At 62.2% G+C, this 25049-nt stretch carries 22 protein-coding genes; 10 read left to right on the plus strand and 12 right to left on the minus strand.

Features of this window, described 5'->3' with window-relative positions; translation table 11 throughout:
- Positions 1-15: 15 nt before the first annotated feature.
- On the plus strand, positions 16-738 hold the full coding sequence (locus NN484_RS20300) for a tetratricopeptide repeat protein (protein ID WP_215501383.1): 723 nt from the start codon (positions 16-18) through the stop codon (positions 736-738).
- Between the two features lie 17 nt (positions 739-755).
- A complete protein-coding gene (locus NN484_RS20305) occupies positions 756-1028 on the plus strand; it encodes a DUF3613 domain-containing protein (RefSeq protein WP_127649160.1) in 273 nt (90 codons plus the stop codon).
- A 92-nt stretch (positions 1029-1120) separates the two neighbouring features.
- On the opposite strand, the gene NN484_RS20310 is transcribed toward NN484_RS20305, so the two are convergent.
- From NN484_RS20310 to NN484_RS20325, 4 genes are all read right to left on the minus strand, one after another.
- Entirely contained in the window at positions 1121-2791 is a 1671-nt protein-coding gene (locus NN484_RS20310; RefSeq protein WP_127649162.1) for a ShlB/FhaC/HecB family hemolysin secretion/activation protein, read from the minus strand.
- 134 nt (positions 2792-2925) lie between these two features.
- The gene (locus NN484_RS20315; protein WP_274657730.1) at positions 2926-4671 is read right to left on the minus strand and encodes a collagen-like triple helix repeat-containing protein; all 1746 of its coding nucleotides are present in this window, start codon (positions 4669-4671) and stop codon (positions 2926-2928) included.
- A gap of 327 nt (positions 4672-4998) precedes the next feature.
- Positions 4999-5853 (minus strand): MaoC family dehydratase, encoded by an 855-nt coding sequence (locus NN484_RS20320; protein ID WP_274657731.1) that lies wholly within the window; start codon positions 5851-5853, stop codon positions 4999-5001.
- Positions 5854-5855: 2 nt separating this feature from the next.
- Positions 5856-7208, minus strand: a complete 1353-nt coding sequence (locus tag NN484_RS20325) for a 3-oxoacyl-ACP reductase (protein ID WP_274657732.1) — start codon at positions 7206-7208, stop codon at positions 5856-5858.
- 284 nt (positions 7209-7492) lie between these two features.
- Between NN484_RS20325 and NN484_RS20330 the strand changes: the two genes are divergently transcribed.
- From NN484_RS20330 to NN484_RS20340, 3 genes are all read left to right on the plus strand, one after another.
- Positions 7493-8770 carry an acetyl-CoA C-acetyltransferase gene (locus tag NN484_RS20330; protein WP_215501388.1) on the plus strand — a complete coding sequence of 426 codons (1278 nt, stop codon included), beginning with the start codon at positions 7493-7495 and terminating at the stop codon, positions 8768-8770.
- A 309-nt stretch (positions 8771-9079) separates the two neighbouring features.
- Entirely contained in the window at positions 9080-9976 is an 897-nt protein-coding gene (locus NN484_RS20335) for a PA4780 family RIO1-like protein kinase (RefSeq protein ID WP_025111724.1), read from the plus strand.
- Between the two features lie 220 nt (positions 9977-10196).
- Entirely contained in the window at positions 10197-11399 is a 1203-nt protein-coding gene (locus NN484_RS20340; protein WP_274657733.1) for an MFS transporter, read from the plus strand.
- Here the strand turns inward: NN484_RS20340 and cueR are convergent.
- The 3 genes from cueR to NN484_RS20355 form a co-directional block, all read right to left on the minus strand.
- Complete coding sequence (gene cueR, locus NN484_RS20345; protein ID WP_127649174.1) at positions 11353-11766, minus strand: Cu(I)-responsive transcriptional regulator; 414 nt, start codon at positions 11764-11766, stop codon at positions 11353-11355. The genes NN484_RS20340 and cueR overlap by 47 nt on opposite strands.
- On the minus strand, positions 11763-14156 hold the full coding sequence (locus NN484_RS20350) for a heavy metal translocating P-type ATPase (RefSeq protein WP_274657734.1): 2394 nt from the start codon (positions 14154-14156) through the stop codon (positions 11763-11765). Before NN484_RS20350 ends, cueR begins: the two co-directional genes overlap by 4 nt.
- 166 nt (positions 14157-14322) lie before the next feature.
- Positions 14323-14706, minus strand: a complete 384-nt coding sequence (locus tag NN484_RS20355) for a hypothetical protein (protein WP_127649178.1) — start codon at positions 14704-14706, stop codon at positions 14323-14325.
- A gap of 148 nt (positions 14707-14854) precedes the next feature.
- Here NN484_RS20355 and NN484_RS20360 point away from each other — a divergent pair, with 148 nt between their 5' ends.
- The gene (locus tag NN484_RS20360; RefSeq protein ID WP_127649180.1) at positions 14855-15055 is read left to right on the plus strand and encodes a heavy-metal-associated domain-containing protein; all 201 of its coding nucleotides are present in this window, start codon (positions 14855-14857) and stop codon (positions 15053-15055) included.
- A 218-nt stretch (positions 15056-15273) separates the two neighbouring features.
- Entirely contained in the window at positions 15274-16476 is a 1203-nt protein-coding gene (locus NN484_RS20365) for a multidrug effflux MFS transporter (protein ID WP_127649182.1), read from the plus strand.
- A 4-nt stretch (positions 16477-16480) separates the two neighbouring features.
- Here the strand turns inward: NN484_RS20365 and NN484_RS20370 are convergent, their stop codons facing one another.
- On the minus strand, positions 16481-16654 hold the full coding sequence (locus tag NN484_RS20370) for a hypothetical protein (RefSeq protein ID WP_164747848.1): 174 nt from the start codon (positions 16652-16654) through the stop codon (positions 16481-16483).
- 153 nt (positions 16655-16807) lie between these two features.
- Entirely contained in the window at positions 16808-17821 is a 1014-nt protein-coding gene (locus NN484_RS20375; protein WP_274657735.1) for a zinc-binding alcohol dehydrogenase family protein, read from the minus strand.
- Positions 17822-17970: 149 nt separating this feature from the next.
- Here NN484_RS20375 and NN484_RS20380 point away from each other — a divergent pair, with 149 nt between their 5' ends.
- From NN484_RS20380 to NN484_RS20390, 3 genes are all read left to right on the plus strand, one after another.
- A complete protein-coding gene (locus NN484_RS20380) occupies positions 17971-18900 on the plus strand; it encodes a LysR family transcriptional regulator (RefSeq protein ID WP_127649186.1) in 930 nt (309 codons plus the stop codon).
- A 316-nt stretch (positions 18901-19216) separates the two neighbouring features.
- Positions 19217-19948, plus strand: coding sequence for an ArsR/SmtB family transcription factor (locus NN484_RS20385; RefSeq protein WP_127649188.1), 732 nt, complete (start codon positions 19217-19219; stop codon positions 19946-19948).
- Between the two features lie 130 nt (positions 19949-20078).
- Positions 20079-21461, plus strand: a complete 1383-nt coding sequence (locus tag NN484_RS20390) for an MFS transporter (protein ID WP_127649190.1) — start codon at positions 20079-20081, stop codon at positions 21459-21461.
- Positions 21462-21582: 121 nt separating this feature from the next.
- On the opposite strand, the gene NN484_RS20395 is transcribed toward NN484_RS20390, so the two are convergent.
- The 3 genes from NN484_RS20395 to NN484_RS20405 form a co-directional block, all read right to left on the minus strand.
- The gene (locus NN484_RS20395; protein WP_003221371.1) at positions 21583-22536 is read right to left on the minus strand and encodes an adenosine deaminase; all 954 of its coding nucleotides are present in this window, start codon (positions 22534-22536) and stop codon (positions 21583-21585) included.
- A gap of 80 nt (positions 22537-22616) precedes the next feature.
- Positions 22617-23582 carry a 2-oxoglutarate and iron-dependent oxygenase domain-containing protein gene (locus tag NN484_RS20400; RefSeq protein ID WP_274657736.1) on the minus strand — a complete coding sequence of 322 codons (966 nt, stop codon included), beginning with the start codon at positions 23580-23582 and terminating at the stop codon, positions 22617-22619.
- A gap of 144 nt (positions 23583-23726) precedes the next feature.
- On the minus strand, positions 23727-24800 hold the full coding sequence (locus NN484_RS20405; protein ID WP_215501394.1) for a BMP family ABC transporter substrate-binding protein: 1074 nt from the start codon (positions 24798-24800) through the stop codon (positions 23727-23729).
- Positions 24801-25049: the final 249 nt, after the last annotated feature.

Below are 25049 nucleotides of genomic sequence, written 5' to 3' on the forward strand. Positions count from 1 at the left end.
CACGGAGAGCATTTGATGAAAGCACTGATTGTCGTGGCAAGTCTGTTGATGCTCGGTGGTTGCGCCACCGACGGTCAGGCGCCGTGGTCGGCGCTGCTGGCGCCGACCAGTTGCAGCAAGCTCGATTCCGAACAGGAACTGGCCCTGAACCTGGCCGACGACCTGGCCAACGACGGCAAGCTGCACGCCAGCCTGGCCAACCTGCAAAGCCTGCCCGACAACCTGGTCGAGGTGCGCCTGCGCAAGGCCAAGGTCTACCGCTTGCTCGGGCGCAATGAGGCCGAGCCGTTATATCGCGGACTGCTCGGTACGTGCCTGACGGCGGACGCCGAACATGGTCTGGGCCAGCTCTATGCGGCCCGTGGCGATAACGCTCAGGCCCTGACGCACTTGCAGCGCGCGGTGCGTCTGGCGCCAACCAATGAAAAGATTCGCAACGACCTGGGCGTGGTCTACCTCAACCAGTTGCGCCTTGAAGACGCCCGTTTCGAATTCCTCACCGCCATCGAACTCAAGCAGAACGATCAACTGGCACCGCTGAATCTGGTGACCTTGCTGCTCTATCAGAACAACTGGCAGCAAGCTGCCGAAATCGTCAGCCGCGCGCACCTGACGCCGGAGCAATTCTCCGAAGCCCAGAGCCGTGCGGAAAAACTCAAGGTACCGGCCAAGGCCCCGGCGGCGGCCGGCAATCAGGTGGCGGTAGTGGCTGACCCACAACCGTCGACGCTCAAGTGACACTCCGGGAGATCACCATGAACACCTTGCACCGCGTGTGCTGCCTGACCCTGCTCAGCCTGCCGCTTGCAGCCCAGGCAATCGACGCCGGCCCGGCCTCGGCGCAGCAACAGGAAACCGAAGGCTGGCTGGTGCTGCAAAGCCGCAACCAGGCCGCTTCGCCCAAACCGCAAACCGCCACGGCGACCGAGAGAGAACTGGCGATGCAGCGCTGGCTGAAGAAGTACAAGTACGAGATTCCGGATTTCTACGACCCGGATGCCGGTGGCAAGATCGAGACCAAAAACTAGCTTGAGGGCGACACCTGATCCAGCGTTGATCACAGGCGAGGCCGGCTCTCACTCATGACCTTGTGAGAGCCGGCCTCGCCTGTGACCGACGTTTACAACTGATAGCTGAAACTGATGCTGTAACGCGCCCGGCGATTGAACGTATCCAGCGCTTCATCCGACATCGGCTTGGCGGCCTCCAACGCAATGTTGTAGTACTTGGCATCGCCAAAACGCAGCCCCACCGCCGCTGATGACAGGTCGTTGCTCTGCACCTGCAGTTTGTTGAACCAGGTTTTGGAACGGTCCAGCACCACGTACGGCTGCAGAATGCGCACCCAGTTGCCGTCGCGATTGAAGCTGTAGTTGACCTCGTAAGCCGCCCCCCAGCCCTTGTCACCCGACGCTTGATCATCCGGGTAGCCACGGCCGAAGTTTTGCCCGCCAAACACCGCTCGCTCGCTGTCGGGCAAGGTGTCGTCGCTCCAGTACAGGGCGGCCGACAGCACCCCTTGCCAGTTGTCGAAGAACTTGTCGCTCTGCACCCCGGAGAGGCGCAGGCGCAGGAAGTTCAGGTCCAGCGCCGGGTTGTTGGAGTGCGCGCCCATGCTGTCGAGGCCTTGATACAGGCCGCCACTGAGAATCCGTAGCTGCCGGGTATCGGCCTTGCGCCAGTCGCCTTCGAACGCGAGGGCGCGCACGTTGGTGCGCTCCTCGATACTCACCGGGTAGCCGACCACGTCGTAACGGTTTTTGTCATCCACCGCGTACAGCCGCGCTCCACCATTGAGCAGCTCGTTGGATGCCGCAATGAACGGGTGGCTGACGCCGATGGAATAACGATCGTCCTCCTTGTGCGGCTTGAGTTCGAAGCCGTCGCTGGTGAGCACGTTGGTGCCCGGGTCGGCCCGGTAGCGAGAGGCGAACAGGCTCAGTTGCGTGCCTTCGCTGTTGAGGAACTGGTTGTAGTCCAGGCGGTAGTAGTGCTCGTGATCGTCCCCCGGCGGAAACAGACCGCTGAGGGTCAACTGCTCGCCCATGGCCGTCTGAGAATTGCTGCTGACGCCCAGCAGTGCCTGAGTACCGTTGCGATTGTCTTCGGTGGTGTTCAGGCTGCTGGTGAACGCTTTGCGGCTGGCCTGGGCCACCAGCGTGGTGGCGCCGTCGGTGGTGCCGGGCGGCGGTACTTGCGCCTGAAGGGTCACACCGGGGATGCGGGTCATCAGCGTGGTGTAGCGTTCGAACGTCTTGCGGGTCAGCGGTCGTTCGGCCTGGATTTTTGCTGCCAGTTCGTCGAGCAGACCTTTGACCCGACCGATATCGCCCTGCACCTGAACATCACGCACATAACCCTCCACCAATACCACCCGGGCCACACCGCCATCGAAGCGCTGTTGCGGCAGGAAGGCATAGGACAGCAGGTAGCCGTCCTTCTGATAGCGACGGGTGATGTTGCGTGTGGCTTCGATCAGATCGGCCAGGCTGGTCTGGTGGCCGATCAGGGGTTTGTAGACTTCGGCCAGTTCGTTGAGCGGGTAGATCGTGCCGCCTTCGATCTGCACGGTTTTCAGATTGATTTTTGTCTCCATCAGCAATGGTTGCGCTGCGGCCGCGCCAGGTTCTGGGACTTGCAGGGGCGTGGCGGCCGGACGATAGGCATCCGCCGGCAGGTTCGGCACGGGTAGATTGCGAGTGGTTTCGTTGCTGTTGAGAAAGCTGGGAAGGGTGTCGGCGAGGGCGGCGGAACTGATACTGAGGAACAGCAGGGATGCCATTACGCGCATAGGACACTCCATGGTCAGATCACAGCGCTGGACTGAAGTTCTTCTAAGAAAAAAGCGGAAGACTCGTGGGAATCTTCCGCCTTCAACCAAGCGTAGGCGCTGTAGGTGAGGCCGTCGAATCGGCCAGGTGCAATTTAATGTGTGACGCCACCCAGAGTGCCGGTCAGGCCTCCGAGTACACCGCCCAGGCCGCCGGTGGTGCCGCCGGTGTTGGTTGTGCTGGTGGCGGTATTGAGCAGACCGCCGACCGTGCCGACGACCCCGCCGACCGCACCGGCAGTCCCGCCAGTGGTTGTGCCGGTACCGCCGTTGAGCAGGCCGCCGACCGAGGCGACAGTGCTGCCGACATTGTTGACCACCCCACCGACTGCAGTCGTCACCGGGTTATTGGTGGACGCAATGGTGGTGCCGATGCTGCTCACCGCGCCGCCGACCTGACCGGTGAGACCGGCGACCGGTGCGCCCAGGCCCGTTGTGGCGCCGACTTGTTGGGTGACGCTGGTGACCGCGCTGGTCACCGGATTAAGCGCTGCGCCGACAGTGGCACCGACGGTGGCCAGCGGCGAAGTGGTCGCGGTGATCGGTGTGCCCGAGCCGCCGAGCACAGTGTTGACCGAGGCAATGGTGTTGCCCAGCGAGGCGGTGGTGACGCCAGCGGCGCTGACCGTGCCGTTGGTGTTACCGGCGTTCAGCCCGGAACCGACGTTGACCACTGCACCGCCGACGGTTTGCAACAAGCCCGTACCGCCCAGGCCACCGCTCAGTCCACCACCGGAAGTGGTGCCGTTGTTTGCCAGCCCGCCCGCTGTGCTGACGGTGGTGCCGACGTTGCTCAGGGCACCGCCAACGGTGTTGGTCAGGGCATTGCCGCCGCCCGCGCCTGTGACCTGACCGCCGAGGCTTTTCACCGCGCCACCGACCTGGCCGATGACGCCATTAAGCGGAGCGCCGAGGCCGGTCGTGCTGCCCACTTTGTTAGTGGTGCTTTCAACCATCGCAATGACTGGTACCAGGCTGTTGCCGACATTCTTGGTCACCGAGCCGAGTGGGCCGGTGGTGGTGGCCAGGCTCAGGGTGTCGCCGAGCATGGTGACTTTCTCGCCGACGCCGTCAAGCACGGGTGCGACTTTGGTGACCACGCCGCCGACGACCGGAACACTGCCGGTGGCGGTCGCCAGTTTGCCGCTCAGGTCCGAAACACCAGTGCCGACATCCGCGACCACGCCGCCAACCGATGACGCGGTAACGCCCAGGCCATTGTCGACAGTGCCCAGTTTGCCGATGCCGTTGGTCACGCCATCACCCAGGGTGCTGACGACGTTGCCGGCGGTGTTGGCCGCGCTTTGCACGACGCCACCGACCACCGGAACGGTGCTCAACGAGTCGCCGACCTGGCCGACGCCATCGCCAACGCCGCTGACAGTTTTGCCGACATCCTGTACCAGAGTTGTCGTTACCAGTGGGGTAGTGGTCGGGGTGGTCGGCCCAGTCGGATCAGTTCCGCCTGTCCCCCCCGTGCCGCCTGTACCTCCGGTTCCTCCAGTGCCGGTGCCGCCTGTACCGCCTGTGCCAGCGGTACCACCTGTGCCTCCGGTTCCTCCTGTGCCACTCGTCCCACCGGTTCCTCCGGTACCACTGGTTCCGCCAGTTCCGCCTGTGCCTGCGGTTCCTCCGGTTCCGGAATCCGAGCCGCCAGTTCCGCCAGTTCCGCTGGTACCACCGCTGCCACTTGTTCCACCGCTGCCTGCTGCGGCGCTGTCCGGGGAAGAGCTGCCGGAACTGCTGTGATGGCCGCCACCGCCGCTGCTGCAGCCCGCGAGACCAAGGGAGAGGATCAAAGCCAGCGCTGTTGCCGATTTGCACCACACTTGAGTTTTCATGATTGAGATTCCTTGCACCTGTCACAACGTTCGTTGCATTCGATGGCTCACCGATCTGTCGTCGGTAATGCCTCGTCCGTGGTGCCAATCTCGATCGCGTCGCGGGTTCCCGCCATTCTCAAGTTGGTATTAACGCCTTTATATATAGGGCGCGGCGCAGCGCCTAAGGACTAATACCCAGGATATAAAGGCGCAAAAAAAAGCCTTGAAAATCAAGGCTGGATTTTTTTCAGGGCCCTGTGTCGGGCGCGGAAAAACTTAAGTGATATATACACAATTTACAGGTTTGGCCGCCCCGTGACGGCCAGAAAACCTTGTGGCGAGGGATCAGGCGATCGGCTGCCACTGCCCGACCATGTGCTCCAGATCCCCGGCACCGATCAGGCGCAACTCTCCGCTCGACCCCGGCGCACTGGCCAACAGTGAAACCGCACTGGGCAAGCGCACCGGTTTGCGAAAGTGCACGGCAATTTCAAGGTTGGCCTTGGGCAAGTGATCGGCGAGTGCCGCGAGGGTTCGCGCCTTGTTCCACAACCCGTGGGCGATGGCAGTGGGAAAACCGAACAGCCTGGCGCTGGCGGCGCTCAAGTGAATCGGGTTGTAGTCACCCGAGACCTTGGCGTATTGCCGACCGATGTCGGCCGGCGCTGTCCACTGCGCCACTTGCGTCAACACCTGGGAGGTCTCCCAGCTTCGCTCGACGGGTTCGCCATCAAGCTTCACGCCGCGACAGAGCATCTGACTTTCCGCTTCCCACAGCGGCCCGAGTTGGTCATCCAGGGTGGTCAACACCTCGAAGGTCGCGCCTTTGGAATGCGGTTGCAGGTTGTGCACCCGGACACCGACTTGCGCACGACTGATCCCGCCCATCGGGCGCAATACGCGAATGCGGTTGCTCAGGTGAATCAGTCCCAGCAGCGGGAATGGAAAGTCTTTTGCCGTGAGCAATTGCATCTGCAGAGCGAATGCCAGGATATGCGGATAAGTCGGCGGCAACAGGCCGTCATCAGCAAAGCCGCAAACCTTGCGATAGGCCGCCAGTTTCTGCCCGTTGACGTCGACCCAACAGCGCAAACCGTCGTCGGGCAGTTGGGTGCCGGTGATTTTGCGCCGGGTTGCGGCCCGCGCATACAGGCCGGGCAAGCTCGGTTCACGGTCGAGGGTGTGCCATTCAATGCTCATGTCTACGCCCCCAGAACACTTTGTCCACAGACCCGCAGCGCCTGGCCGGTGAACGCGCCGGTGCCCGGTTGCGCCAGCCACGCGACGGCTTCGGCGACATCTTGCGGCAAACCGCCCTGGCCCAACGAACTCATGCGCCGCCCGGCCTCACGCAGGCCGAAAGGGATGTGCGCGGTCATCTGGGTTTCGATGAAGCCCGGCGCCACCGCGTTGATGCTGATGCCGCGTTCGAGCAGTGTCGGCGCCCAAGCCTGGGCCAGGCCGATCAAACCGGCCTTGCTGGCCGCGTAGTTGGTCTGCCCGCGGTTGCCGGCGATGCCGCTGATCGACGCCAGCAGAATCACCCGCGCATCGTCGTGCAGGGTGCCGCTGTCGAGCAGGGCCTTGGTCAGCACCTGCGGGGCATTGAGATTGACCGCCAGCACCGCATCCCAGAATTCCGGGGTCATGTTGGCCAGGGTCTTGTCGCGGGTGATGCCGGCGTTGTGCACCAGAATATCGAGGCCGTCCGGTAACTGTTCGATCAGTTGCGCGGCGGCGTCTTCGGCGCAGATGTCGAGGGTGATCGCCCGGCCAGCGAGGCGAGCGGCGAGGGCTTCCAGATCGGTTTTGGCCGGAGGAACGTCAAGCAGAATCACCTCGGCACCATCGCGGGCCAGGGTTTCGGCAATCGACGCACCGATCCCGCGTGCCGCGCCGGTGACCAGCGCCTTGCGCCCGGCCAGTGGCCGAGTCCAGTCGCTGACTTGTGTGGCGCAGGCGCTCAGGCGAATCACCTGTCCGGAGACAAACGCACTTTTTGGCGAGAGGAAAAACCGCAGCGGGCCTTCCAGCTGGTCCTCGGCGCCTTCTCCGACATAGATCAGTTGCAGCGTACCGCCGCTGCGCAGCTCCTTGGCCAGTGAGCGCGAAAAGCCTTCGAGCGCCCGTTGCGCGCTGGACGCAAAGGGCTCGCTCAGGGTTTCCGGGGCGCGGCCGAGAATCACCAGATGCGCGCTGTGGTCGAGATTCTTCATCAGCGGCTGGAAGAACTCGCGCAGCTGTTTGAGCTGGTCGGTGTGCTGCAGGTCGCTGGCGTCGAACACCACGGCCTTGAGTTTCGGCCCGTGCCCGGGGATCCACGCAGTGGCCATCGAAGGCTCGGTGCCGTAGCTGTAGATCGCATCGGTCAGGCGGTTGGCGAACGCATTGACCCGCTCAGCCAACGGCCCGCCGCCGATCAGCAGCGCACCGTCCACCGGCCGCAGGCGTCCGGCCTGCCAGCGTTCCAGCCGCACCGGCGACGGCAGGCCCAAGGCCCCGACCAAACGGTGGCCGATGGACGAGTTGGCGAAGTCGATATAGCGGTCAGACATGGAACGCTCTCCAAAAGTTGGGGTTCAAAGTGTGGACTACCAACGGCAATCAATCGTTCGATCCACGCAATAAGGCCTACGCTAGAACAGCAGAGTAGTTGGCCGCCGAGGGTTTTGTGGCCGAACACAGATTCAGTAACAACGCTGAACCCTGTAGGAGTGAGCCTGCTCGCGATGAGGCCAGCACATTCGGCATTGTGGTTGGCTGACCCTCCGCCATCGCGAGCAGGCTCACTCCTACAAGAGATTCAGGTGAATTCGACCATTTGGAAAAGGAGCTTTTCATGAGTCAGCTGCGCCGCGTCGCCATCATCGGTGGTAACCGTATTCCTTTCGCCCGCTCCAACGGGCCGTACGCCACTGCCAGCAATCAGGTGATGCTCACCGCAGCCCTTGAAGGCCTGATCGAACGCTACAACCTGCACGGTCTGCGCATCGGCGAAGTGGTGGCGGGTGCGGTGCTTAAATTGTCACGGGATATGAACCTGACCCGCGAATGCGTGCTCGGCTCGCGGCTGTCGCCCACCACCCCGGCCTATGACATCCAGCAAGCCTGCGGCACCGGGTTGGAAGCGGCACTGCTGGTGGCGAACAAAATCGCCCTCGGCCAGATCGATTGCGGCATCGCCGGCGGTGTCGACACCACTTCGGACGCGCCGATCAGCGTCAGCGAAGGCCTGCGCAAGATTCTGCTTCAGGCCAACCGCGCCAAGACCACCGGCGACAAACTGAAAACCTTTCTGCAATTGCGACCACGACACCTGATCCCGGAGTTCCCGCGCAACGGCGAGCCACGCACCGGTCTGTCGATGGGCCAGCACTGTGAGCTGATGGCGCAGACCTGGAACATTCCCCGTGAAGAGCAGGATCAACTGGCCCTCGAAAGCCATCAAAAACTCGCCGCCTCTTACAGCGAAGGCTGGCACAACGACTTGATGACGCCGTTCCTCGGCCTGACCCGCGACAACAACCTGCGCCCGGACCTGACCCTGGAAAAACTCGCCGCGCTCAAACCTGCTTTCGAAAAAAGCGCCAAGGGCACGCTGACGGCGGGCAACTCTACGCCGCTCACCGACGGTGCGTCGTTGGTGCTGTTGGCGAGTGAGGAGTGGGCGAAGGAACGTGGCTTGCCAATCCTCGCCTATCTGCGCGATGGCGAAGCGGCGGCGGTGGATTTCGTCAACGGCGCCGAAGGCCTGTTGATGGCGCCGGCGTATGCGGTGCCGCGTTTGCTGGCGCGCAACGGGCTGACCTTGCAGGACTTCGACTACTACGAAATTCACGAAGCGTTCGCCGCGCAGGTGCTGTGCACGCTCAAGGCCTGGGAAGACCCCGAATACTGCAAAACCCGTCTTGGCCTGGATGCACCGCTGGGCTCGATCGACCGCAGCCGGCTGAACGTGAAGGGCAGCTCACTGGCGGCGGGGCACCCGTTTGCCGCGACCGGTGGACGGATCGTCGCCAACCTGGCGAAACTGCTGGATGCGGCGGGCAAGGGCCGCGGGCTGATCTCGATCTGCGCAGCAGGGGGGCAGGGCGTCACCGCGATCATCGAACGCTAAAAGATCGCAGCCTGTGGCAGCTCCTCCAGGGTGCTCGGCGATCTCATGTAGGAGCCGCCGCAGGCTGCGATCTTTTGATCTTGAATCTTCTGGACGCTGCCGCGTGTCAGATTCTGTCGCAAATGCCTTTGGCTGCCGATAACAACAAGCAAGGTGGGCTCGGCTATGATCGGCAACGGTCGATTATTTCGGCACAGTGTGTGCATCCACAGGGTTCACAGGTCGGCAACCCCTCCCCGTAGCGCGAGGATTGCCGTATAACGAGTGACATTCGCGTGTTTGGTAATAAAGGACCCACAATAAAAGCTGATGAAGACTCCAAAACGCATTGAACCCCTGATCGAAGACGGTCTGGTCGACGAAGTGCTGCGCCCACTCATGAGTGGTAAAGAAGCAGCTGTTTATGTGGTGCGCTGCGGTAACCAGTTACGTTGCGCGAAGGTCTACAAGGAGGCGAACAAACGCAGTTTCCGCCAGGCAGCCGAGTATCAGGAAGGCCGCAAGGTGCGTAACAGCCGGCAAGCCCGGGCGATGGCCAAGGGCTCGAAGTTCGGTCGCAAAGAGACCGAGGACGCTTGGCAGAACGCCGAAGTCGCGGCGCTGTTCCGTCTGGCCGGTGCCGGTGTGCGAGTGCCCAAGCCGTACGATTTTCTCGATGGCGTGCTGCTGATGGAACTGGTAGCCGACGAATACGGCGATGCCGCACCGCGTCTGAACGACGTGGTGCTGGAACCGGATCAGGCCCGCGAATATCACGCGTTCCTGATCTCGCAGATCGTGCTCATGTTATGTACCGGTCTGGTGCACGGTGACCTCTCTGAGTTCAACGTGCTGCTGACCCCGACAGGTCCTGTGATCATCGACCTGCCGCAGGCGGTGGATGCCGCGGGCAACAACCACGCGTTCAGCATGCTGGAGCGGGATGTGGGCAACATGGCTTCGTATTTCGGGCGCTTTGCCCCGGAGCTGAAACAGACCCGCTACGCGAAAGAAATGTGGGCGCTGTACGAAGCCGGCACCTTGCACCCCAACAGCGTGCTGACCGGTGAGTTCGACGATCCGCAAGATCTGGCCGACGTCGGCGGCGTGTTGCGTGAGATCGAAGCGGCGCGTCTGGATGAAGAACGCAAGCAGGCGATCCGTGCGGCGGATGACGAGCCCAAAGGCAAGTCCGACGAACCACCACCGCCACCGTGGATGCAGTAAGCGTTTAAAAAGAAACCGGCTTCGGCCGGTTTTTTTGTGCCTGCTCGAAAACGCCGCAAGTCCCCTGTAGGAGTGAGCCTGCTCGCGATGACGGTGTGTCAGGCAACACTTTTGCTAAATGACACACCGTCATCGCGAGCAGGCTCACACCTACAGGGGTTGTGGTGTTCTGGAAGTGCGTGTGGGATCTTGTCAGCCCCCGCACACTCAAGGATTGAATGTGAACGCTCGCCTTATTGTCACCGCTCGGCTGATCTCCGACTTCGGTGCCTTCCTCAACATGGTCGCGCTGGCGACTTACGTCTACCTGCTGAGCAACAGCGCCATGAGCGTCGGGATCTTTCTGGCCAGCCGTGTCGGCGGGGGGATTTTTGCCAGTCTGGTCAGCACGCGATTCTATCGGCGCTGGAATGGCCGGGTGCCGCTGATCGCCTTCGATCTGTTGCGCGCGGCGCTGCTCGGCGGGTTATTGATCCTGCCGGTCAGTCAGCAGGCCTTGCTGTTGCCGGTGATCGCCTTCGGCCTGGGTTTTGGCAACTCGATGTTCGCCATCGGCCTCAACAGCCAGTTGCCGCGATTGATCGAACCGGCGCAGTTGTTGAAAACCAATGCCTGGATCACCTCTGCGTCATCGGCGGCGATGGTCGGTGGCAGCCTGGTCTCTGGTTTGCTGGTGGCGGCATTCGGTTTCGAAACAGTGTTCGCGCTCAACGCGCTGACCTATTTGCTGGCGGCGCTGTTGATCGCACCATTGCGCTTCGACGCATCAGTAATCAACGTACAATCGGCCAGCGAACAGGGCGAATGGTCTGCCCTCCGGCAGGGCCTGCGCAGTGCTCCGGTGGTCGCGGCGATGCTCGCCGTAACCATGGCCGACACTCTGGGCAGCGCTGCGCACAACGTCGGGTTCCCGATCATTTCCAGACTGCTGACGCCCGATTCGGCCAGCACTACGCTGGGCCTGATGCTGGCGGTGTGGGCCAGCGGCAAACTGCTTGGTGCGCGGATTGCCAGTCGCCTCGAAGGCTCGGACAACCGCCATCTGGAGCGCCGGTTTTTCTTTGGCGTGGCGTTGATGTCCTGCGGTTTTATCCTGATGTTCCAGCAGCACAGTCTCTATGGTCTGTTGCTCTTTTCATTGCCGGCGGGGTTGGGTGACGGTTTTTCCGAGGTCGGCCTGATGTCGCGCCTGCAACGCGAACCGGAGCATCTGCGCCTGCCGATCTTCAGCTTCCTGACCTTGTTGCAAATGACCGGGTTCGGCATCGGTATGCTGATTGCCGCGTCGTTCTATGGCTGGTGGACGCCGGGTGCCGTGGTCCTGTTGTTCCACGGCATCCCGCTCGGCACCTTGTTGACGGTGAAGGGGCTGGCGCTCAGGCGCGAGCGGGTTGCGCGCAGCAGCCCGACGCCAGTTCCTTGAGGATCGGGCAATCGGGGCGCTGGTCGCCGTGACAGTGCTCGACCAGGTCCTGCAAGGTGTCGCGTAGCTCGCCGAGTTCGCGGATCTTCTGATTCAACTCGTCGATGTGCTGACGGGCCAGGGCCTTCACATCGGCACTGGCGCGTTGGCGATCCTGCCAGAGGGTCAGCAACTTGCCGACCTCCTCCAGCGAGAACCCCAGATCCCGCGAGCGCTTGATGAACGCCAGCGTGTGCAGATCGTCGTCGCCGTAAATCCGGTAGCCGCTGTCGGTACGATGGGCCGCCTTGAGCAAACCGATCGACTCGTAATAGCGGATCATTTTCGCGCTAAGGCCACTGTGCCGGGCTGCTTGGCCGATGTTCATCGGTGCTCCTCCAGATCCTTCGGTTTCCAGGTTTTCAACAGTAGCGCATTGCTCACCACGCTGACGCTCGACAGCGCCATCGCCGCGCCGGCCAGTACCGGGTTGAGGAAGCCGAACGCTGCCAGTGGAATGCCGATCAGGTTGTAGACGAAGGCCCAGAACAGGTTCTGGCGGATTTTCGCGTAGGTCTTGCGGCTGATCTCCAGCGCCGCCGGTACCAGCCGTGGATCGCCGCGCATCAAGGTGATGCCGGCCGCGTGCATCGCCACGTCGGTGCCGCCGCCCATGGCAATGCCGATGTCCGCTGCGGCGAGTGCCGGGGCGTCGTTGATGCCGTCGCCGACCATGGCCACCACACCGGTTTTCTTCAGTTCGGCGACGGTGGCGGCTTTGTCGGCCGGCAGCACCTCGGCGTGCACGTTCTGGATGCCCAGGGCTTCGGCGACCACTTTTGCGCTGCCGCGGTTGTCGCCGGTCAGCAGATGGCTGTGGATACCTCGGGCGGCCAGTTGCTGCACCGCTTGCAGTGCGCCGGGCTTGAGTGTGTCACCGAAGGCGAACAACCCGAGCACACGCGGTTCAGGGCTTTGCTCAATCAGCCACGACAAGGTCCGGCCTTCGCTTTCCCAGGCCTTGGCGGACTCGGCGAGGTTGCCGGTGCTCAAACCGCTTTCTTCCAGCAAGCGCCGGTTGCCCAGCGCCAGACGCCGACCCTCAAGATTGCCGGCAATGCCTCGGCCGGTCAGGGATTGGCTGTCGCTGACATCCGGCACACTCAGGGCGCGCTCGGCAGCCGCGTCCAGCACCGCTTTGGCCAGTGGATGCTCGCTGCCGCGCTGCAGGGCACCGGCCAGTGTCAGCAGGGTATTTTCGTCGCCATTCACTGCGCTGAAATGCGCGATGCGCGGGGTGCCGGAAGTCAGGGTGCCGGTCTTGTCGAAGACTACGTTGTCGACTTCATGGGCGCGTTCCAGCGCTTCGGCGTCCTTGATCAGAATGCCGTGGCGCGCCGCCACGCCAGTGCCGGCCATGATCGCCGTCGGGGTGGCGAGGCCGAGGGCGCACGGACAGGCGATCACCAGCACGGCGACCGCGTTGATCAACGCGGTTTCCATCGGCGCGCCGTACAGCCACCAACCGATCAGGGTGGCGAGAGCAATCAGCAACACGGTGGGCACGAACACCTGGCTGACTTTATCCACCAGTTTCTGGATCGGCGCTTTCGCCGCCTGGGCGTCTTCCACCAGCCGGATGATCCGCGACAGCACAGTTTCTGCGCCGAGGGCGGTGGTGCGCACCAGCAGACGACCTTCACCGTTGATCGCACCGCCAGTGACCTTGTCGCCGGGCTGTTTCGGTACCGGCAGGCTTTCGCCGCTGATCAGCGCTTCGTCAGCGTGGCTCTGGCCTTCCAGCACTTCGCCGTCCACCGGGAAGCGTTCGCCGGGTTTGACCAAGACCTGATCGTTCAGGCGCAGGGCGCTGATCGCCACATCTTGCTCGCGGCCGTCGATTACTTGAATCGCCCGTTCCGGGCGCAAGGCTTCGAGCGCGCGAATGGCGCTGGCAGTCTGGCGTTTGGCGCGGCTTTCGAGGTATTTGCCGAGCAGCACCAGGGCGATCACTACGGCTGACGCTTCGAAATACAGATGCGGCATGCGCCCGGCAGCGGTCGCCCATTCGTACAGGCTCAGGCCATAACCGGCGCTGGTGCCGAGGGCGACCAGCAAGTCCATGTTGCCGGCCCCGGCGCGCACGGCTTTCCACGCGGCGACATAGAAACGTGCACCGAAAATGAACTGCACCGGCGTGGCAAGGGCGAATTGCACCCAGGCCGGGAGCATCCAGTGAATGCCGAACGGTTGCAGCAGCATCGGCAACACCAGCGGCAAGGCCAGGGCGATCGCGCAGATCAGCGCCCAGCGCTCATGTTGCAGGCGTTGTTGCTGGTTATCGTTGGCGGGATGTTCGGCTTGCCAGACGCTGGCCGAGTAACCGGCCTTGCTCACGGCGTCGAGCAGCGACTGTGGATCGACCTGACCGAGCAATTCGAGGTGCGCGCGTTCGTTGGCGAGGTTGACGCTGACGCTTTTAACACCGGGGACTTTGTTCAGGGCGCGTTCGACACGGCCAACGCAGGAGGCGCAGGTCATGCCCTCGATGCTCAACTCGACAGTCTGCTGCGGTACGCTGTAACCGGCGTGCTCCACCGCCTCCATCAACGCCGGCAAGCTGTCGCCGGGGGCCTGGACGCGGGCCCGCTCGGTGGCGAGATTGACGCTCACGGCACTGGCACCGCTGACTTTGCTCAACGCCCGCTCGACACGCCCGGCGCAACTGGCGCAGGTCATGCCGGCAATCGGCAGATCGAAAGTGATGGAATCGGACATCGGTCGTACTCCCTGTAGTAGATACCTACAAGGATCAACCTTGCCATGCGGGCAAGGTCAAGCGCAAAAGATCGGACGATCGCTGCCCGAGCCTTCGGCAGCTCCTGCATTGGAATGCAATCCCACCTGTAGGAGCTGCCGAAGGCTGCGATCTTTTACTGGCGACTCAATATTCGAGGGCGGCAGGTCGCAGGTACATACCTTTGGCAGATGCCGCGATCCGGTACTTCACCACGTCTCCGGCCTTGAGTGTGATTTCCTGAGCCGGTGGTGCCAGCATGCCTGGCTTGCAACCCGGGACCTGACTCGGCTCAAGCTTCAGGCGTATGGAAAACGTGCCATGTTGCAGGTTGAACGAGGTGGACTGCTCCTGCAGCAGGCGCCCGGCAAACTGGTCCTGAATGTACACGCCGATCTCGCAGGACGTCGGCACTTCCAGGCGCTCGCGCGAGATGATCAGAACCGCGTAGTCCTCACCGGTCGCATTGGCCTGGGGCAGGGCGGCAAAGAGGCTGAGCAAGCCAAACAGGCTGAAAGCTGACCAGCGCATGGCTGAATCTCCTGAATTTGAGTCATTGATGCGCGCAGCTTGGCTGAGCGCGACGCCGAATGCCAGCCCGGCAGTTTTTTGCAGAACTTGACCTTGCCATGGTGGCAAGCTCGACACTGCCGGCAACCTCACTCAAAGGAGTCAATCCATGCAAGTGTTCAACGTTCAAGGCATGTCCTGCGGTCACTGTGTCAAAGCCATCACCAATGCGCTGCAGGCCAAGGATCCGGCAGCCAGCGTACGGGTTGATCTGGCGGCCAACGAAGTCGGCGTCGAGAGTTCGCTCAGCCCCGAGCAGGTGATCGAGGTCATCAGCGAAGAGGGCTACCAGGTAAAATTGGCCGGATGATCAAAAGCAAAAAGATCGCAGCCTACGGCAGCTCCTGCAAGGTATTGGTGTGGCTCCAGTAGGAGCTGCCGAAGGCTGCGATCTTTTGATCTTTGCAGGCAAGCTCCACAGTGCAGTTCGTCTGACTTTCTAATAGTTAGCGAGCTATCGGAATGTTCAAGGCGTCCCGGCGCGGCTAGACTGTCGGGCTGCCGACTTCAATCCCACCTGGATGCCTGATGAACTTCCGTACCATTCTGATTCTCGGTGCCCTGAGCGCCTTCGGTCCGCTGGCGATCGACTTCTATTTGCCGGCGTTCCCGTCGATGGCGTTGGCCTTTGGCACCGATGAAAAACACGTTCAGTTGACACTGGCAGCGTATTTCGCTGGCCTGTCGATCGGGCAGTTGCTGTATGGCCCGGTGGCCGACCGTTTCGGTCGGCGTGTGCCGCTGCTCGTCGGCGTCGGCCTGTTCACGCTGGCCTCGCTGGCGTGCGCCTACGCACCGAATCTGGAGTGGCTGATCGGTGCACGCTTCGTCCAGGCCTTGGGCGGTTGTGCGGGGATGGTGATTTCCCGGGCGGTGGTCAGTGACAAGTGCGATGCCGTCGGTTCGGCCAAAGTCTTCTCGCAATTGATGCTGGTGATGGGCCTGGCGCCGATCCTGGCACCGCTGCTCGGCGGTCTGTTGGTCAACACCACGGGTTGGCAATCGATCTTCCTGGCACTGACCGGCTTCAGTGCCCTGGCTGGCCTCGCCGTGGCGCTCGGCCTGCCGGAAAGTCTGCCGGATTACGTGCCGCGCCAACCCTTGTCCGGGGCGCTGCGCCAATACGGGCGCTTGTTCGGCGACCGGGTGTTCCTCGGCCACGCTCTGACCGGCGGCATCGCGGTCGCCGGGATGTTTTCCTATATCGCCGGTTCACCGTTCGTCTTCATCAAACTCTACGGCGTGCCGGCCGAGCACTTCGGCTGGCTGTTCGGCGCCAATGCAGCGGGTTTCATTCTGGTGGCTCAGGTCAACGCGCGTTTGCTGGCCAAGCGCGGTCCGGCGTTCTTGCTGGCGCGCGCGGTGTGGGTGTATCTGTTGGCGGGGGCGACTTTGCTGGCGGTCAGCGCGTTGCACACCGAGGCGTTGTGGCCGTTGTTGATTCCGCTGTTCGTGTGCATCGCCAGCCTCGGCTGCATCCTGCCCAATGCCTCGGCGTGTGCGATGAACGGCCAGGGTGCACGCGCCGGCAGTGCCTCGGCGCTGATGGGCTGTCTGCAGTTCAGTGTGGCGTCCGGTGCGGCGTCACTGGTGGGGATTCTGCACGACGGCAGTGCCATGCCGATGGCTATCGTCATCAGCTTGTGTGGATTGCTGGTGGTGAGCGTCGCGATGTACACCCGGCGTTTGCAGAATGCCCGGGCGCTGGCGCAAGCACAGGCCGAAGCCTGATGGCTCAGCCGGCGGCGCGTTGCTGTCCGGGTTGGGGAATCTGATGGGGTGCGTGCAGGCGCGCTTCGAGGGTGCGGGTGAAGGCGAGAGCCTCGGCTTCACTGCGAAATGTCACGGCGTGCTGGTCCAGACGAACCTGCCATTGGGACTTTGCCACTTCTTTTATCAGGATCTTCATTGCTGACCTCCCTTGTGTAAAAGATGCATCGCAGAGGTTTCGAGTGTAGACCTGAATACGATCGGATTTGTGACAACGATCAAGCATCTGACTGACGGCAAAAATCAGCGCCAGCCCTTGGAGAGACTGGCGCTGATGACGACTTTCGGATTCTCAGAAACTTTCTAAAACAATTTTGCCCTTGGCCTTGCCGCTTTCCAGCAGCTCGTGCGCGCGACGCAGGTTCGCCGCATTGATCGTGCCGAAATGCTCGCCCACGGTGGTCTTCAACGTTCCCGCATCAATCAGCGCGGCCACGCGGTTGAGCAGGTTGTGCTGCTCGATCATGTCCGGGGTTTCGAACAGCGAGCGGGTGTACATGAATTCCCAATGCAGCGACAGGCTCTTGCGCTTGAGTTTGGTCACGTCCAGCGACTTCGGATCGTCGATCAACGCCAGTTTGCCCTGCGGTGCCAATGCCTCGATCAGTTGATCGAGGTGATGCTCGGTCTGGGTCAGGCTGGCGACGTGGGTCACGTGGTCGATTCCGGCGCGTTTGAGTTCTTCGCTCAGTGGCTGGCTGTGGTCGATCACCAGATCGGCGCCCAGCGCCGTCACCCAGTCGCGAGTTTGCGCGCGGGACGCGGTGCCGATCACTTTGAGCCCCGTCAACTGCTTGGACAATTGAGTGAGGATCGAGCCCACCCCACCGGCAGCGCCGACGATCAGCAGGCTCTCGCCTTCATCGGTTTGGCCTTCGCGGACCTGCAGGCGCTCGAACAGCAGTTCCCAGGCGGTGATGGCGGTCAGCGGCAGGGCGGCGGCTTCGGCGAAACCGAGGGACTTGGGCATGTGGCCGACAATGCGCTCATCGACTACGTGCAGCTCGCTGTTGCCCCCGGCGCGAGCGATGGAGCCGGCGTAAAACACCTTGTCACCGGCCTTGAACAGGGTCACTTCGCTGCCGACGGCCTTGACCACACCGGCCACGTCCCAGCCCAGCACTTTCGCCGCGCCGTTTTCCGGCGCTACGTTCTGCCGCACTTTGGTATCGACCGGGTTGACCGAGATGGCTCTGACTTCCACCAGCAGGTCGCGCGGCCCGGCGACCGGTTCTGGCAGTTCGATGTCCTGCAGGGATTTTTCGTCGCTGATCGGCAGGGAGGCGTAATAGGCGATGGCTTTCATGACTTGCTCCGTAACGGTAATAGAAGAAGGGCTCGGTGGCTCAAGCCGTGATCAATTTCGATGGACAGATCATTAGCTATTTCTCGGCGCGATAAAACCGGCTAAAAGAGCAGTCTCTTTCAATGATTTTTTGATAATCGAGGCTGAGAATGCTGCGTTTCGATGATTTGCAGTTGTTCGTCCGCGCGGCGGATCTGGGCAGTCTGTCGGCGGCGGCGCGGGTCATGGACATGTCTGCTGCAGTGGCCAGTGCCGCACTCAAGCGCATCGAACAGCAACTGGGCGCCCGTCTGCTGGCCCGCTCGACCCGCAGCCTGCGCCTGACCGCCGAGGGTGAAGGCTTTCTCGAATACGCCCGCGTCGCCTTGAGCCAACTGGACGAGGGACGGCGCTACCTGTCCAGCGCGCAGGATCAGGTCTGCGGGATCCTGCAGTTGTCGGCGCCATCGGACTTCGGCCGCAACCTGTTGCTGCCGTGGCTCGACGAGTTTCAGCGCGAACATCCGAAGCTGACGGTGCGTCTGCTGCTGGGTGATCGCATCGCCGACCTGTTCCGCCAGCCGGTGGACATCGCCTTGCGCTACGGCGAGCCGGAAGACTCCAGCCTGGTGGCCCTGCCTATCGCGCCGGACAATCGCCGCGTGCTTTGTGCATCGCCGGCGTACCTGGCGCGTCACGGTGAACCGCGCCAGCTCGAACAACTGACGCAGCACAATTGCCTGCTGTACATGCTCGGCAGCCGGGTGCATGACCGTTGGAGTTTTCATGATGGCAAACGCGAGATCGGCCTGACCGTCAGCGGTGACCGCTTCAGTGATGACGCCGACGTGGTGCGGCTGTGGGCGGTGGCGGGGGCGGGAATCGCCTACAAGTCGTGGCTCGATGTCGGGGCGGACGTCCTTGCCGGGCGTCTCAAGGTGTTGCTGCCGCAATTGCAGTGCGAGCGTGCTCCGCTGAATCTGTTGTGCGCTCATCGCGCACAATTGAGTAAGCCGGTGAACCTTCTAAGGGAAATGCTCGCCAGCCGATGCGCCGAACTGAGTAGTCAATTTCCGCATTTCCCGAAAGTTGATCATTAGTCGCAGGCAATTAGCGAAATTTCACTCAGGAACTATCACCATTCGTGTCAGCCACGGCGCAGGAAGCGGCGTGCATCCCGCTTATACTAGCGACCGCCTCAAACCTGCACCGATAACCGGCCAGGACCGAATCAGGCCGGTTCCTCCAGAGCCGGGTCAGCGGTGCGCAAACACCGCAGACACGCCCTTGACGGGTGCTGCACCACCGGCCGGCCTTGCTCCGGTTGATGGCGTTTTACGCGTCTTGGCCGACGACACATTACTGGTCAAGATGTCTTCGAGCAGTAGACGATACGATTCAACAGGGAGTGAATACATGGAACATGCACCTTGCATCAGCCAGATCGCCACGCTGCTGGCCGACCCCAAGCGCAGTGCGATGATGTGGGCGTTGATGGATGGCGCGGCCCGCCAGACCGAGGAGCTGGCGCTGCTGGCAGGGTTGTCGCCATCGTCTGCCAGTGCGCACCTGGGGCGCTTGTCCGCCGGCGGTCTGTTGAAAGTCGAGGCCCGTGGGCGCAAGCGCTTTTTCCGCCTGGCCGCCCCGGAAATCGCCGCAGCCATCGAAGCGCTGGCCAGTGCCACGATCGCCAGTGCACCGCGCGACATTCCTCACGTATTCAAGCGCTCGACACCGATCGCCAATCCCCAGACCGCACCGTCTTCGCTGTTGCGCGCGCGTTTTTGCGATGACCATCTGGGTGGCACGCTGGCCGCCGATCTGTATCAGCGCCTGCTCGATACCGGCTGGATCGAACAGATCGAGCAGCGCGTCATGGTGACTCTCAAGGGGTCGACGCAACTGGCCAACCGGGGCGTGTTCATCCAGGCCCTGGCCCATCGCAAGGCTCAGGTGGCGTGCGCCTGTCCGGACTGGAGCGAACGGCGTCCGCACCTGGGGGGCGCGCTCGGAGCGGCGCTGCTGCAGCTGTTCATGCAGTCCGGCTGGCTGACGCTGCCCAAGGACTCGCGTGCCTTGCAGGTGACCCCGGCCGGACAGCGGGAAATTCACCGTTTTGCCAAGGAAACCGAGCTGGAGTTGGCGTAACAGAGCGTTCGCCGGCTGCCAGTTGGGCGTGGGCGTCGCCGGTGACTGCGAACAGGTCGTATCCAGAAAGTGCGCTGAACCGTTATCCCGCACACTCGATCCGCACACATTACGGAGGGGGAGACGGGCCATGGAGACGCGACACTTCAGCGCGGCAGAACGACTGGAGCGGCTGCCGCTCAGCGGTTATCACCGCGTCATTTTCATCATCATTGCCCTGGCGTTCTTTTTCGACTCCATGGACCTGGCGATGATGACGTTCCTGCTCGGTTCGATCAAAAGCGAGTTCGGTTTGAGCAGCGCACAAGCCGGGTTGCTCGCCAGTTCGAGTTTTTTCGGCATGGTGCTGGGGGCGTCGCTGTCGGGCATGCTCGCCGACCGTTTCGGGCGCAAACCGGTGTTCCAGTGGAGCATCGTTCTGTGGGGCGTAGCGAGTTACCTGTGTTCAACCGCGCAAACGGTCGAGAGCCTGACGCTGTTCCGCATCCTGCTGGGGATCGGTATGGGCATGGAGTTTCCCATCGCGCAGTCGATGCTGTCCGAGCTGATTCCGGCCCGGCGGCGAGGGCGTTATATCGCGTTGATGGACGGTTTCTGGCCGCTGGGTTTTGTCGCGGCGGGTGTGTTGTCCTACTTCCTGTTACCGCTGATTGGCTGGCGCGACATCTTTCTGGTGTTGGCGGTGCCAGCGGTGTTCGTTCTGGCGATCCGTTTCTTTATCCCCGAATCACCGCGCTGGTTGGAGCAGGCCGGGCGGCACGAGGCGGCGGACAAAGTACTGGGCGCGATCGAACAGCGTGTGCGCACATCGCTCGGGGTCGCGACATTGCCTGAGCCGGTGCGCTTGCCACGGACGGTGACGCCACCGGGCAACTTCTTCTCGGCCCTCAAGCAGATCTGGTCGCCGCAATACCGCCAGCGCACCACGATGATCTGGAGCCTGTGGTTCTTCGCCTTGCTCGGTTTCTACGGACTGACGTCGTGGCTCAGCGCGTTGCTGCAACAGTCGGGTTTTGCCGTGACTCAGTCGGTGTATTACACCGTGCTGATTTCGCTGGGCGGGATCCCCGGGTTTCTGATGGCGGCGTGGCTGGTCGAACGCTGGGGGCGCAAGCCGGTGTGCATCGTCACCTTGCTCGGCGGCGGGGTGATGGCGTTTCTTTATGGTCAGAGTGCGGTGTTCGGCGGCAACGTCGCGTTGCTGATCGGTACCGGTCTGCTGATGCAGTTCTTCCTGTTCGGCATGTGGGCGGTGCTCTACACCTACACGCCGGAGTTGTACCCGACCTCGGCGCGGGCCACAGGCTCGGGCTTCGCCTCGGCGATTGGGCGTGTCGGCTCGTTGCTGGGGCCGCTGGTGACCGGCTTGGTGTTCCCGATAACCGGGCAGGGCGGGGTGTTCGCCTTGGGGGCGCTGTGCTTTGCGATTGCGGCGGGGGTGGTGTGGCTGTTCGGGATGGAGACGCGCGGCAAGACGCTGGAGGAGCTGACTGAAACCCAAGCCGCCGGCTGAACACAAATCCAATTGCAGGAGTGAGCCTGCTCGCGATGGCGGTGTGTCAGATACAGATGTTTCGACTGACACAACGCCATCGCGAGCAGGCTCATTCCTACAAAGCGTTATGCGCTGAGGCTTACGGTTTTACCAGACGCGCATCCAGGCTGTTCTGCGCCAGGCGCTTGGCCTGATCCTGGGTCATGCCCAGGTGTTCGTGCAGCGCATGGAAGTTCTCGGTGACGTAACCGCCGAAGTACGCCGGGTCATCGGAGTTCACCGTGACCTTCACCCCGCGTTCGAGCATGTCGAGAATGTTGTGCTGCGACATGTGATCGAACACGCAGAGCTTGGTGTTCGACAGCGGGCACACGGTCAGCGGGATCTGCTCGTCGATGATCCGCTGCATCAGGCGTTCGTCTTCGATGGCGCGCACGCCATGGTCGATACGCTGGATTTTCAGCAGGTCGATGGCTTCCCAGATGTACTCCGGCGGGCCTTCTTCCCCCGCGTGGGCGACGGTCAGGAAGCCTTCGTGGCGGGCACGGTCGAACACGCGCTGGAACTTGCTCGGCGGGTGGCCCATTTCGGAACTGTCGAGGCCGACGGCGACAAATGCGTCACGGAACGGCAGCGCCTGATCGAGGGTTTTCTGTGCTTCGTCTTCGCTCAGGTGGCGCAGGAAGCTCAGGATCAGACCGCTGGTGATGCCCAGTTGCTGCTCGCCATCCTTGAGTGCGGCGGCGATGCCGTTGAGCACCACTTCGAACGGGATGCCCCGGTCGGTGTGGGTCTGCGGGTCGAAGAACGGTTCGGTGTGAATCACGTTCTGCGCTTTGCAGCGCAGCAGGTAGGCCCAGGTCAGGTCGTAGAAATCCTGGGAGGTGCGCAGCACGTCGGCGCCCTGGTAATACAGGTCGAGGAATTCCTGCAGATTGTTGAAGGCGTAGGCCTTGCGCAGGGTTTCGACGTCGCTCCACGGCAGGGCGATCTTGTTGCGTTCGGCCAGGGCGAACAGCAGCTCGGGCTCCAGCGAGCCTTCCAGATGCAGGTGCAGTTCAGCCTTGGGCAAGGCGTTGAGCCAGTCGTACATATTCTTTTCTCATCAGGTGCAATGACGGCATTCTACAGATGCTCGCCGAAACAATTGGCAAAACCTGACCAAGCGATCCATCAGACCGCTTCCTGCTCGCGACGATAGGCGTAGGTATCGGCGAAGCGCGAGAGCAGGAATTGCGCGCAAGTGGTGGTCGGATATTTCGCCGGGTGCTGTGCGTCCTGGCAACCGGGCAGGCATTCGATGCGGGTGTCCGGGTGTGGCTCGGCGAAGAACGGCATCGAATAGCGATCCACCCCCAGCGGGCTGATCACTCGATGCGGTGTCGAGCGATAACGGTCGTTGCTCCAGCGCGCCATCATGTCGCCGAGATTGACCACGAAGGTGCTGTCAATCGGCGGCGCGTCGATCCATTCACCGTTGACGTTCTTTACTTGCAGGCCGCCGGCGCTGTCCTGATAGAGCAACGTGATGCAGCCGTAATCAGTGTGTGCCCCGGCGCCTTGCTGCTCGGCGCTGCTGGCGGTGTGGCGCGGCGGGTAGTGGATCATGCGCAGCACGCTGACCGGTTCAACGAAGCGTGAATCGAAGAAATCGCGCTCGATGCCCAGCGCAATCGTCATCGCCCGCAACAGGGTTTGCGCGAGTGCCTGCATGTCGAGGTAATGCTGCTCCATCAACGCCTCCCAGCCTGCTTGCGCCGGATGGCGATTGGGCCCGCGTAGCGGTTTTTCCGCGAGCACGTCGGGATGATCTGCCGGCAGGTGCAGGCCCATGTCGAAGGTTTCTTTGAGGTCGCTGGGTTTGTCCGGGTCGAGCTGCTCGGTGGCGATGGCGCCGTAGCCACGGTGGTGACGGGTCTGGGTGATGTCGATCTGGAGTTTTTCTTCTACCGGTTGCGCAAAAAAGCGCTGCGCGTGATCGAGCAGGGCGGCGATGCGCTGAGCGGAGATCGGATGACCCTTGATGTAGAAGAAGCCCCATTCGCGGCAGGCCTGGTCGATATGCGCGGCGACGGCGGGCCAGGCGTTTTGGTCGTTGGTGTAGAGCGGGCTGATGTCGATGACGGGAAGACTGTTCATGCACAATCCTTGAGAACGCTGAAGAGCCATTGTAGGAGTGAGCCTGCTCGCGATAGCGGAGTGTCAGATGCAGATATCTCGACTGACACTCCGCTATCACGAGCAGGCTCACTCCTACAGGGGATTTGTGTTTTGGCAGGAGGGTTACTTCGGCATCTCGGCCTTCATCCCTTCCACGTAATAGTTCATCGACGCCAGTTCCGCATTCGTCGCGCTCACGCCCGCCGGGATTTTTTCCACGCCAGCCTGATCCTTGATCGGCCCGGTGAACGGCTGCAACGCGCCGCTCTTGATGTCGGCGATGATCTGTTCGGCCTCGGCTTTCACCGGGGCCGGCACCAGGTCGCTGATTGGCAGCTCAACCGTGCCTTCCTTCAGCCCGCCCCAGTAGTCCTGCGACTTCCAGGTGTGGTCGATCACGCTTTGCGTGGCTTGAATGTAGTGCGGTGCCCAGTCGTTGACGATCGAAGTCAGCACCGCTTTCGGGCCGAAGTGCGCCATGTCCGAGGCGTATCCCACGGCGTACACGCCACGCCGTTCGGCCGCCTGGATCGGCGCCGGGCTGTCGGTGTGCTGGAACACCACGTCCACGCCCTGGTCGATCAGCGCGTTGGCGGCATCGGCTTCCTTGCCTGGGTCGAACCACGAGTTGACCCACACCACCTTGATCTCGGTGCCGGGGTTGTACTTGTTCAGGGCCAGCTGGATGGCGTTGATATCGCGGATCACTTCCGGAATCGGGAACGAGGCAACGTAGCCGATCTTCTTGGTCTTGGTCATCTTCGCCGCGAGGAAGCCGCCAACGTAACGGCCTTCATAGGTGCGGGCCAGGTAGGTGCCGAGGTTCTTGTCCTGCTTGTAGCCGGTGGCGTGTTCGAAGGTCACCTTGGGAAACTGCTTGGCGACTTTCAGCGTCGGGTTCATGTAGCCGAAGGAGGTGGTGAAGATCAGGTCATAGTTGTCCTTGGCCATGTTGCGGATTACCCGCTCGGCGTCGGCGCCCTCGGCAACGTTCTCGACGTAATTGGTGGTGATCTGCGGGCCGAACTTTTCCGCCAGCGCCTTGCGCCCCTGTTCATGCTGATACGTCCAGCCGTGGTCGCCGATCGGGCCGATGTAGACGAAACCGACCTTCAGCGGATCGGCGGCGCTGACGCTCAGGCTGATCCCCAGACCGATGGCGGCGCACAGCAGTTTGTGCAGCGGACGTATTTGCATGAATTGGAACTCCATTTTGTTGTGTGTGGTCAGGGCCAATGCAAATTGCTGACCAACAGGACAACAAAGCAGAAGATCGCAGCCTTCGGCAGCTTCTACAGGGGAATGCGAAACCTGTAGGAGCTGCCGAAGGCTGCGATCTTTTCAGCGACGGAACCAACGCAGTGCAAGCCAGTGGATTCACGCTATCGGCTGGTGCGCTAAGGTGTAACGAAACGTTAGCGCCGCCCCGCAGTCAGTAGCTCATTC

Origin of the sequence: Pseudomonas serboccidentalis (assembly GCF_028830055.1) — a bacterium.
Lineage (GTDB): Bacteria > Pseudomonadota > Gammaproteobacteria > Pseudomonadales > Pseudomonadaceae > Aquipseudomonas > Aquipseudomonas serboccidentalis.

Excerpts from the sequence above, each read along its gene's own strand:
- NN484_RS20395 (WP_003221371.1), bottom strand. The coding sequence starts at position 22,536 with ATGTACGACTGGCTCAACGCCTTGCCCAAGGCTGAACTGCACCTGCAT.
- NN484_RS20300 (WP_215501383.1), top strand. The coding sequence starts at position 16 with ATGAAAGCACTGATTGTCGTGGCAAGTCTGTTGATGCTCGGTGGTTGC.
- NN484_RS20320 (WP_274657731.1), bottom strand. The coding sequence starts at position 5,853 with ATGAGCATTGAATGGCACACCCTCGACCGTGAACCGAGCTTGCCCGGC.
- NN484_RS20405 (WP_215501394.1), bottom strand. The coding sequence starts at position 24,800 with ATGCAAATACGTCCGCTGCACAAACTGCTGTGCGCCGCCATCGGTCTG.
- NN484_RS20400 (WP_274657736.1), bottom strand. The coding sequence starts at position 23,582 with ATGAACAGTCTTCCCGTCATCGACATCAGCCCGCTCTACACCAACGAC.
- NN484_RS20315 (WP_274657730.1), bottom strand. The coding sequence starts at position 4,671 with ATGAAAACTCAAGTGTGGTGCAAATCGGCAACAGCGCTGGCTTTGATC.
- NN484_RS20390 (WP_127649190.1), top strand. The coding sequence starts at position 20,079 with ATGGAGACGCGACACTTCAGCGCGGCAGAACGACTGGAGCGGCTGCCG.
- NN484_RS20360 (WP_127649180.1), top strand. The coding sequence starts at position 14,855 with ATGCAAGTGTTCAACGTTCAAGGCATGTCCTGCGGTCACTGTGTCAAA.
- NN484_RS20365 (WP_127649182.1), top strand. The coding sequence starts at position 15,274 with ATGAACTTCCGTACCATTCTGATTCTCGGTGCCCTGAGCGCCTTCGGT.
- NN484_RS20355 (WP_127649178.1), bottom strand. The coding sequence starts at position 14,706 with ATGCGCTGGTCAGCTTTCAGCCTGTTTGGCTTGCTCAGCCTCTTTGCC.
- NN484_RS20370 (WP_164747848.1), bottom strand. The coding sequence starts at position 16,654 with ATGAAGATCCTGATAAAAGAAGTGGCAAAGTCCCAATGGCAGGTTCGT.
- NN484_RS20335 (WP_025111724.1), top strand. The coding sequence starts at position 9,080 with ATGAAGACTCCAAAACGCATTGAACCCCTGATCGAAGACGGTCTGGTC.
- NN484_RS20350 (WP_274657734.1), bottom strand. The coding sequence starts at position 14,156 with ATGTCCGATTCCATCACTTTCGATCTGCCGATTGCCGGCATGACCTGC.
- NN484_RS20380 (WP_127649186.1), top strand. The coding sequence starts at position 17,971 with ATGCTGCGTTTCGATGATTTGCAGTTGTTCGTCCGCGCGGCGGATCTG.
- NN484_RS20310 (WP_127649162.1), bottom strand. The coding sequence starts at position 2,791 with ATGCGCGTAATGGCATCCCTGCTGTTCCTCAGTATCAGTTCCGCCGCC.
- NN484_RS20330 (WP_215501388.1), top strand. The coding sequence starts at position 7,493 with ATGAGTCAGCTGCGCCGCGTCGCCATCATCGGTGGTAACCGTATTCCT.
- NN484_RS20325 (WP_274657732.1), bottom strand. The coding sequence starts at position 7,208 with ATGTCTGACCGCTATATCGACTTCGCCAACTCGTCCATCGGCCACCGT.
- NN484_RS20375 (WP_274657735.1), bottom strand. The coding sequence starts at position 17,821 with ATGAAAGCCATCGCCTATTACGCCTCCCTGCCGATCAGCGACGAAAAA.
- cueR (WP_127649174.1), bottom strand. The coding sequence starts at position 11,766 with ATGAACATCGGCCAAGCAGCCCGGCACAGTGGCCTTAGCGCGAAAATG.
- NN484_RS20305 (WP_127649160.1), top strand. The coding sequence starts at position 756 with ATGAACACCTTGCACCGCGTGTGCTGCCTGACCCTGCTCAGCCTGCCG.
- NN484_RS20385 (WP_127649188.1), top strand. The coding sequence starts at position 19,217 with ATGGAACATGCACCTTGCATCAGCCAGATCGCCACGCTGCTGGCCGAC.